The organism is Halalkalibacterium halodurans, assembly GCF_004376175.1.
Taxonomy (GTDB): Bacteria; Bacillota; Bacilli; order Bacillales; family Bacillaceae_D; genus Halalkalibacterium; species Halalkalibacterium halodurans.
This window is the reverse complement of sequence record NZ_SNUY01000030.1, coordinates 36,852-45,638: the sequence shown is the minus strand read 5'-3', so window position 1 is coordinate 45,638 and position 8,787 is coordinate 36,852. Positions and strand designations below refer to the sequence as shown.

7 protein-coding genes are annotated in these 8,787 nt (G+C 43.7%); 4 read left to right on the top strand and 3 right to left on the bottom strand.

The features are described 5' to 3' along the window. A partial coding sequence (locus E2L07_RS11260) for a UPF0236 family transposase-like protein (protein WP_208402041.1) occupies nucleotides 1-292 on the bottom strand: 292 nt, incomplete at its 3' end. 345 nt (nucleotides 293-637) lie between these two features. On the opposite strand from E2L07_RS11260, the gene treC reads away from it, so the two are divergent. After that, a complete protein-coding gene (treC, locus tag E2L07_RS11255) occupies nucleotides 638-2,317 on the top strand; it encodes an alpha,alpha-phosphotrehalase (RefSeq protein WP_134229594.1) in 1,680 nt (559 codons plus the stop codon). Between the two features lie 25 nt (nucleotides 2,318-2,342). Then, on the top strand, nucleotides 2,343-3,056 hold the full coding sequence (gene treR, locus E2L07_RS11250; protein ID WP_053432565.1) for a trehalose operon repressor: 714 nt from the start codon (nucleotides 2,343-2,345) through the stop codon (nucleotides 3,054-3,056). A 52-nt stretch (nucleotides 3,057-3,108) separates the two neighbouring features. Here treR and E2L07_RS11245 read toward each other — a convergent pair whose 3' ends face one another. Then, a complete protein-coding gene (locus tag E2L07_RS11245; protein WP_134229593.1) occupies nucleotides 3,109-4,443 on the bottom strand; it encodes an alkaline phosphatase in 1,335 nt (444 codons plus the stop codon). 224 nt (nucleotides 4,444-4,667) lie between these two features. Between E2L07_RS11245 and E2L07_RS11240 the strand changes: the two genes are divergently transcribed. Together E2L07_RS11240 and E2L07_RS11235 are read left to right on the top strand one after the other, a co-directional pair. Further along, entirely contained in the window at nucleotides 4,668-5,675 is a 1,008-nt protein-coding gene (locus tag E2L07_RS11240) for an LLM class flavin-dependent oxidoreductase (protein WP_010897048.1), read from the top strand. 297 nt (nucleotides 5,676-5,972) lie between these two features. Beyond that, entirely contained in the window at nucleotides 5,973-7,655 is a 1,683-nt protein-coding gene (locus E2L07_RS11235) for a methyl-accepting chemotaxis protein (RefSeq protein WP_053432567.1), read from the top strand. Between the two features lie 79 nt (nucleotides 7,656-7,734). Here the strand turns inward: E2L07_RS11235 and E2L07_RS11230 are convergent, their stop codons facing one another. Then, on the bottom strand, nucleotides 7,735-8,775 hold the full coding sequence (locus E2L07_RS11230; protein WP_010897050.1) for a cytochrome d ubiquinol oxidase subunit II: 1,041 nt from the start codon (nucleotides 8,773-8,775) through the stop codon (nucleotides 7,735-7,737). Between the last annotated feature and the right edge of the window lie 12 nt (nucleotides 8,776-8,787).

Sequence of the window (8,787 nt, the reverse complement as noted above, 5' to 3'; positions counted from 1 at the left end):
ACCCTTTGATCCCCTCGAATTGTAGGTATTGGTCAAGGAGATAGACATATTTGCCTGTTTCACGATCGCGATAGTAGGAGCGCTTCAACTCAATCTCACCAAATAAACTGTCTATTTTTAGAGGCCGCTTATCTTTATAATGAAAGCGTTGCTTATCACGTTGTTTCACAATTTCTTCGTCATATGCCTCTAACATGGAGGTCATCACACTTGAGAAGGTTTCCTGTAACTTCCTCCAGACTAGCTGTTCAAGTTCTTTTAAAGTTGGATATTCTGTGTTATTCTTTTGCATAGGGTTTCTCCTTTGAATCGGGTTTTCGTCGACTATGATTCTACCAAGGAGAGACCCTTTTTTCATGTATTTTGCTTAAACCCTACCGCGCTTTCGCTTGGTGGCCTCCTCATCCAAGTAACGGAAATTTCCATTACTTGGATGAGGAGGTTTTTTCTTCTCCCACAAACATTTTACTCATACCATAACCTAAGAGTGGATGAATATAAGATCACTATTGAGGGGATGTTTTTTCGGCGTTTGACCAACTTGTATATACAAGTTATACTTAAAGGGATAGAGATGAGAAAAACAATGTTGTTTACAATATAAAAAAGCAACGAGATGTAGCGGAGGGATGCTAGTATGTATCAAGAATGGTGGAGGAAAGCAGTTGTTTATCAAATTTATCCGAAAAGCTTCAATGATACGACAGGGAACGGTGTCGGTGATTTGGAGGGCATAATTCAGAAGCTTGATTATTTGAAAACACTTGGAGTTGATGTCATCTGGCTGACTCCGATTTATGCTTCACCACAAAAGGATAACGGCTACGATATTAGCGACTACTATTCGATTCATCCAGAATATGGGACAATGGAAGACTTTGAACGATTGCTCAATGAGGTTCATGATCGAAAAATGAAGGTAATTATGGATATCGTCGTTAATCATACATCGACAGAGCACGAATGGTTTAAACAATCGGCACAATCAAAGGATAACCCGTACCGTGATTTTTACATTTGGAAAGACCCGGTGGATGGTCTTGAACCGAACAACTGGCAATCAAAATTTGGCGGTTCCGCCTGGAAGTTTGATTCGAAAACAGACCAGTATTATTTGCATCTGTTTGACGTATCGCAGGCTGATCTAAACTGGGAAAATGAAGAAGTACGCAACCGAGTGTATGAGATGATGGATTTTTGGTTTACAAAAGGTGTGGATGGCTTTCGTCTTGATGTTATTAACCTCATTTCGAAGGATCAAGCCTTTCCAAACGATGACGGCTCTGTTCCTCCGGGAGACGGTAGACGCTTTTACACGGATGGCCCACGTGCCCATGAATTTATGAACGAGATGAATCGCAAAGTCTTTTCGAAATACGATGCGATGACGGTCGGAGAAATGTCATCAACGACTTTAGAGCATTGTATTCAATATACGAGACCTGAAAACAAAGAGCTGAGCATGACGTTTAACTTTCACCATTTGAAGGTCGATTATCCGAATGGTGAAAAATGGGCGATCGGTGACATGGACTTTTTTGCCCTGAAAGAAATTTTATCTAAGTGGCAAGTTGGTATGCATAAAGGCGGCGGTTGGAACGCGCTGTTTTGGTGTAATCACGATCAACCACGAGTCGTGAGCCGTTACGGAAATGACGGGAAGTACCATGAAAAATCGGCGAAAATGTTAGCAACAACGATTCACATGATGCAGGGAACTCCTTATATTTATCAAGGAGAAGAGTTTGGAATGACCGATCCGAAATTTGATCGGATTGATCAGTACCGTGATGTAGAAACGCTCAACTATTATGACATTTTAAAAGAACAAGGACTATCAGAAGAAGAGGTCATGGAGATCATTAAACGAAAATCCCGTGACAATTCTCGGACACCTGTTCAATGGGATGATAGTCCACATGCCGGGTTCACGTCAGGAACCCCATGGATTGATGTGGCGTCTAACTATCGATCAATCAATGCGAAAAAGGCATTGGCGGATAAACAATCGATCTTTTATCATTATAAAAAACTGATTGAGCTTAGGAAGACATATGACATTGTAACGTATGGGGACTATGAATTACTCTTACCTGAGGACCCGCGTGTGTTTGCGTATGTTCGGCGCTATCAGGACGAAACCTTGCTCGTCGTCAATCATTTTTTTGCTGGAGAAGTAACGATTCAGGTTCCAGAGGATGTGACGGCCGAGAAGCATCAGGTTGATGTCCTTCTGGCCAATTATCATGACCCTTCTCGTGAGTTTCAGCAGTTAATCTTGCGTCCGTATGAGTCTGTTGTTTATTATATGAAATAGAACTCGAATGCGGTGGTGAGGCGTTTTGCTTAATAAATACGATACGATTTATCAACAGTTAGCGAAAGAAATTGATGATGGTAAACGTTTGCCGGGAGAGAAACTCCCTTCCGAACATGAATTAACGGAGCTGTTTGCCACGTCACGAGAAACGATTCGCAAAGCGCTTAAACTATTATCAGAACACGGATATATTCAAAAAATTCGCGGGAAAGGCTCGATTGTCCTTGATCGGTCTACGTTTGACTTTCCTGTCTCGGGGCTTGTTAGCTTTAAAGAATTGGCCCATAAACTAGGGGATGATGTCGTCACAACAGTCCATTCATTACAGAAAATCTCAGCCAATGATTTTTTGCAAAAACAGTTGGGCTGTGATGCTGAGGAACCGCTCTGGGCTGTAGTGAGAGCACGAAAAATAAGCGGAGAATCAATCATTTTAGATAAAGATTATTTTCTCGAGGAATATGTTCCAAATTTAACAAAAGAAATCTGCCAGGATTCCATTTATGAATATGTGGAGAAAACCCTCGGATTGACGATTAGTTTTGCGAAAAAGGAAATGTTTGTCACTGAGGCAACAGAGGAAGACAAACAGTATCTTGATTTGCAAAACTATGATTTAGTGGTCGTCGTCCGTAACTATGTCTATTTGGACAATGCCGTCTTGTTCGAGTATACAGAGTCCAGGCATCGGCCCGACAAATTTCGTTTTGTTGATTTTGCCCGAAGGAATCGTTAATGATAGAGCAAAAGGCTGTTTACCGTTAGTAGGTGAACAGCCTTTTGCCGTGTTAGCTCGCTTTTTCCCACTCAAGATCCATCACATCTGCGAGGATGAGTGGTATTTCTGTGTTGTCTAACAATCCATGAAGCCGATCAGAGCAAGGCCCGAACGCATAAATAGGAATATCCGTTCCCGTGTGAACAAGGGTCGTCCATCCTATCAACGCACGTCTGCTAATGACTTGATTAATGGCATTCGTTAAGTGATCCGCCTTTTTAATTTGTTTGAGCTCTTTTTTTGTTAGCTCAAACCCAGTGTATGTTTTCATAACGTCAGCTAGGTTGGTCCGGCGTTTGTTCACTTGACTGGCAATAAATTTCCCAGTTGCTTTTACTTGTTTGAGCATATCGGGTTTTGCTTTGTACTGTCCATATGCACCTACGGAAAGTCCACCCGTATCATGGTCGCCTACGACAACGACGAGGGTATTCCCGTCCTTCTCCGCAAAATCAAACGCGACGCTCACCGCTTCTTCAAACGCTTCAATATCCTTCATGGCCCACGCAGCATCATTGTCATGACCAGCCCAATCAATTTGGCTTCCTTCAACCATTAAGAAGAAGCCGTTCGGATTTTGTTTTAACGTGTGGAGCGCAGCTTCTGTCATTTCTGCTAAGCTCGGCTCTTGTGTCCCTTGTCGATCCAGCTCTGGTGCCAAGGCTCCCTCGGAAAATAGGCCGAGAACCTTTGCTGAATTTACATTTTGCAGTTCTTCCTTTGTTTCGATCAACGCATAACCCGCGTCCTCCGCTTCATTTAGTAGATGCCGGCTATTTTGCATTCCTCCTTCTGCTTCGGGAACAAACATTTTTTTCCCGCCCCCTAGTAACACATCCACCTGTCCGATCATTTGCGGCGCAATCTTCGCTTCATCGATTCTTAATGGAACACTTGCTACGAAGGCGGCTGGTGTCGCATGGGTAAGTCGAGTCGTAACGACGATTCCTGTCCCTTTTTTATGTTTTCCAGCAGCTTGTAAAATGGACTCAAGCTCTTCTCCTTCAGTGGACATACCGATCGTTCCGTTGCTCGTTTTTGTACCTGTCGCCAGCGCAGTTCCGGCGGCAGCCGAATCGGTGACCCAACTGTCAGCCGAATGAGTTTTTACCATCCCGACAAGATGGGGGTCCCAGATCGGCTCCTCCTCGCCTTTATAAATACGATAATTGGTAGCATAACTAGCCGAGTACCCATCGGGGATCATATAAATAATGTTTTTAACTTGTTCGCTGTCAGGTGTGATTGTTCCCTCCTGAACAAAAGAAGCAAACACGGTTTCCGCTGGCAAGATAAGCACAATCATAACAAAAAGTAAGACGGTTACATGTACGCGATGTTTCATAAAAACGACTCCCTTCTAGTAGTATAGGATCAAAAGGAAGAGCGACTAATGATATGTAGCTGGCAGCTTGTGCATCGGTCAAAGTGTCGTTATCTAGCTTTTACCATGAGGGATGAGAACATGTGTCGTTTTCGTTCTTATTTTCAAAAGAACCGTGAGCAGAAAAATAGACAGGTAAGCGAAACGATTGAATAATGGGTAGTGAGCGGAATGGAGGGATTTAATTGAAATTAAGTGTGTTAGACCAGTCACCGATTGCTTACGGCAGCAATGCAAAAGAAGCTCTTAGGCAGACAACGGAGCTAGCAAAAGTGACCGAAGCTCTAGGATACCATCGATTCTGGGTATCAGAACATCACGATGCATCGACCCTTGCTGGATCAAGTCCAGAAGTATTAATAGCACACCTAGCCGCCCATACGAAAAAGATTCGTCTCGGGTCTGGCGGTGTGATGCTTCCCCATTATAGTGCGTATAAAGTTGCTGAGAACTTCAAGCTATTAGAAGCGCTACATCCTGGGAGAATTGACGTAGGGCTTGGTAGAGCCCCAGGAGGGATGCCAATTGCGAAAATGGCATTACAAGAAGGGAAAGAGCAAAATATTCATAAATACCCTCTTCAAGTGAAAGATGTAATTGGGTACTTGCAGGATGATTTGCCAACGGATCATCGTTTTCATGGCTTAAAAGCGACCCCACTTATCGATACAGTACCTGACGTTTGGCTGCTCGGTTCGAGTGGAGGAAGTGCCAATGTAGCTGCGGAAAATGGTACAGGCTTTGCGTTTGCTCACTTCATTAACGGAGAAGGAGGCGTGCAAGCGGTTGAGTCGTATCGCGAGACTTTTCAGCCATCTGCTTTGTTTGACAGACCACAGACGAGTGTCGCGATCTTTGTCATTTGCGCAGATACGGATGAACAAGCAGATCAGATTGCTTCCAGTTTAGACCTTTCGTTAATCATGCTTGAAAATGGGCAGCTATCAAAAGGAACACCTTCCATCGAAAGCGCCCTTTCCTATCCGTATAGTCCATTTGAACGGGCACGCATACGGGAAAATCGGAAACGGATGATTGTCGGCTCACCAAAAGCTGTTCGGCAACAATTGGTGGAGCTAGCGAGGGCTTATGAGACAGAGGAGGTTATCGTTGTCACGATTACCCATCGCTTTGAAGATCGGATTAGATCATATGAACTATTAGGGGAAGAATGGAATGTAAACGTCCATTGACGAAATCTCGAACCCGGTGGTGAAATCCATCGGGTTTTTCCTTTAAAAACTTTCGTAGAGGATAATACAAAAGCTTCCGCTAATAGACTTGACGACAAGCCTGTTTAACATGTAAGAGAAAGGAATCATGATAAGCATGAATCGAGTGAACATTTACGAAACAAAGAAAGATTTGCACATTTTACAAGAATACAAACTATTTTGCTTATTTTTGTGATATTATTTTTAATGTAGGGTTAAAGTACTAGTTCTTATGTTCTGTTTATCTGTGCAAATAAAATAGGAAGGGGCTTTTCAGTGTCTGTAGGAAGAAAGATTATTAGTTCATTTATTATTGTGGCATTGTTGTATGGTGTAGCAAGCGGTGTTTCCCTCTATTCGTTATACAAAGTGAACGATACATACACCACGATTATTGGAGAAGTAGAGGGAGCACGTGCAGCCGCTCTGCAAATTGAATCGTCAGTCAGTCAGCAAAGCAACCATTTACGAGGATACTTGCTCTCAGGAGAAAGGGAGCTACTCGATCGATTTTATCAGGCGAACCAAGAGGTGAATCGGTACATTGAAGAAATCGAGCTACTTCTTTCTGACGAGGAATATCTAGAAACGGTTGAGCTCATTCGTGAGAATAACCGCTCCATGGTCGATTCAGCCAACGACGTTGTTAGTAAATATAGGCTTGACCCAGAAGGTGCAATAGAACAAGCGAACAGTGAGGTCGTTCCACTAGGTACCGTGATTAACAGTCAGGCAAGTCAATTTGTAATGGCAATGGAAGACATTATTCAAGAGGCTGAAACTCAGGCGAATACGACTGCGAACATTGCGTTTGCCGTTGTCGTGGCCGTCAGTATAGTTGCTTTTGTTTTAGCGATTGTCCTTGCATTTATCACATCAAAAATGATAACAAAACCGCTGGCAAGACTGACGAAAGTGGCGCGGCTTGTCGCCGATGGGGATTTAACGACGGAACGGGTAAAGATTAAAAATCGCGATGAAATCGGACAATTAAATGAATCATTCGAAGCAATGAAAGAGAACTTACGCGGATTAATTCAACGTATTTTACAAAATGCAGATCAAGTGGCTGTTTCATCAGAGCAGCTTTCAGCGAGTGCGGAGCAAACATCTAGTGCGACAGAACAGACGACTAGTGCGATTGAATCCATTTCCCGTGGCGCCGATATGCAGACAAGTGCTGCACAAACTAGCGTAAAGACGTTAGAAGAAATGAATCAAATTGTGACAGAGATGACGGATGGGGCGAAGCAGATCGAAAGCAACGCGAATTTGACCCTTACTTATGCGAATGAAGGGGATACGCTCGTAAAAGAAACCGTTGAAAATATGCAGTCCATTGATGAATCAGTTAAAGGCTCTGACCAAGCGATTCAAACCCTATCGAAACGCTCGGAAGATATCGTTGAAATCCTTGATGTGATTCAATCCATTGCCGAGCAAACGAATTTACTTGCTTTAAATGCTGCCATTGAAGCGGCCCGGGCAGGGGAGCATGGAAAAGGGTTTGCCGTTGTAGCAGAAGAAGTCCGAAAGCTTGCAGAGGAGTCTTCTCAATCGACAAAGAAAATTCATGATCTTATCGATGAAATGGTAAAAGAAACGAACAATTCTGTTGAGAAAATGGGGCTAGTAAAAGAAGAAGTGTCCGTTGGGTTAAAGACAGCTGCGCAAACATCGGAGAAATTCCACTCCATTGTTGCTTCCATCCAAGGAGTAACGAGTCAGGTAGAAGCGATGAATCGTGTCACGCGGGAGGTTGCTGAAAAGTCTACTGAGGTAGCGACATCCGTGCAAAACATGGCGTCCGTTGCGGAAGAATCAGCGGAGCAATCCTCATCCGTCAGTGCAGTCGCTGAAGAGACGTTGGCCTCCATGCAGGAGGTTACCGCGTCTGCGAACCAACTAACGGAAATGGCTGAAACATTACAGGAAGCGATTAAGCAATTTAAGCTATGATTTTTAATACGGCTTAAACGAAATAACGTTGCGTTTTTGACTATTTAAAAAAGCTGTTGGGATGGCCCGACAGCTTTTGCTATTCGTCCGTTGTCAAATCCTTTCGCAAATAGCGTTTGTCTTTCATAAACAGCCACCAAAATAAAATGAAGGCAGGTATGAGTAACGCCATACCGATTAAATAGCCGATAAATAGAGAGTAGAACATCGTTTCGTTCGTAAACGCATCATAAATCGTTAAATGAGGGTAGAGCAAGTATGGCATGTGAGCCGACCCGTAGGCAAAGCTAGCGAGACCAAACTGGGCAACGATCAATAAGACTGCGACCCGCGGTTGGCCAATCTCCCCCTTTTTCGACGGCCACCAAAGAGCGCTATAGCCAATGGCAAATGCAAACAAGGATAGGGAAAATAATAGCCACTCGTTCACCATGTTTTCTACCATCCACGCTGCTTCGGGCAGAAGGGTAAAAATCGCTGCAACAGCAAAGGCGAGGGTGATCGGTCCAAGGACGATTGCGTTCCGGCGGTAGACGGAAAATGTCGACTCAATTTGTGCTTCACGGGCATAATCACTTAAAAGGAGCGCCGAGAGGAACAATTCTGTGCTTAATCCAAATCCAATATGAGTATAAAACGTAGGACTTGTAAAGAGTTGATTCAATAAGATATATTGCCGATCACCCACCGTTTCAATAAAGCCCCCAATGGCAGCAGGTAAAATGCTAATGAGCAAGGCAGGAATGAGGAGGCCAGTGATCCCTGAGATGACGATGAGCATATTCGAATATTTTTGCACGGAATACGAGTAGACCATAAACGCGCTGCGAATAATGAGCAAAAACAGCACGAGGCAAAACGGAACAATCATTAAGGTGCCGAGAGAAGCGGCAGCCCCAGGAAAAAAGCCAACAAGGGCAATGACGAGCAACACGAGGAAAACATTCGTCACTTCCCACGACGGTGATAAGTACCGGTTCGCAATACTGGCAGCTTTCGTTTCCTGCCGCTTTAAATAAAACATAGCCCAAAAACCAGCACCAAAATCGATGGAGCCAGCAATGGAATAGATGAACAGAAACGACCAAATAATGATGATCGCGATATACACTTCATTCATGAACAGCACCTC

What these genes read in the sequence shown, in the direction of transcription:
- E2L07_RS11230 (WP_010897050.1), bottom strand. Translation starts at nt 8,775, where the DNA reads ATGAATGAAGTGTATATCGCGATCATCATTATTTGGTCGTTTCTGTTC.
- E2L07_RS11245 (WP_134229593.1), bottom strand. Translation starts at nt 4,443, where the DNA reads ATGAAACATCGCGTACATGTAACCGTCTTACTTTTTGTTATGATTGTG.
- treC (WP_134229594.1), top strand. Translation starts at nt 638, where the DNA reads ATGTATCAAGAATGGTGGAGGAAAGCAGTTGTTTATCAAATTTATCCG.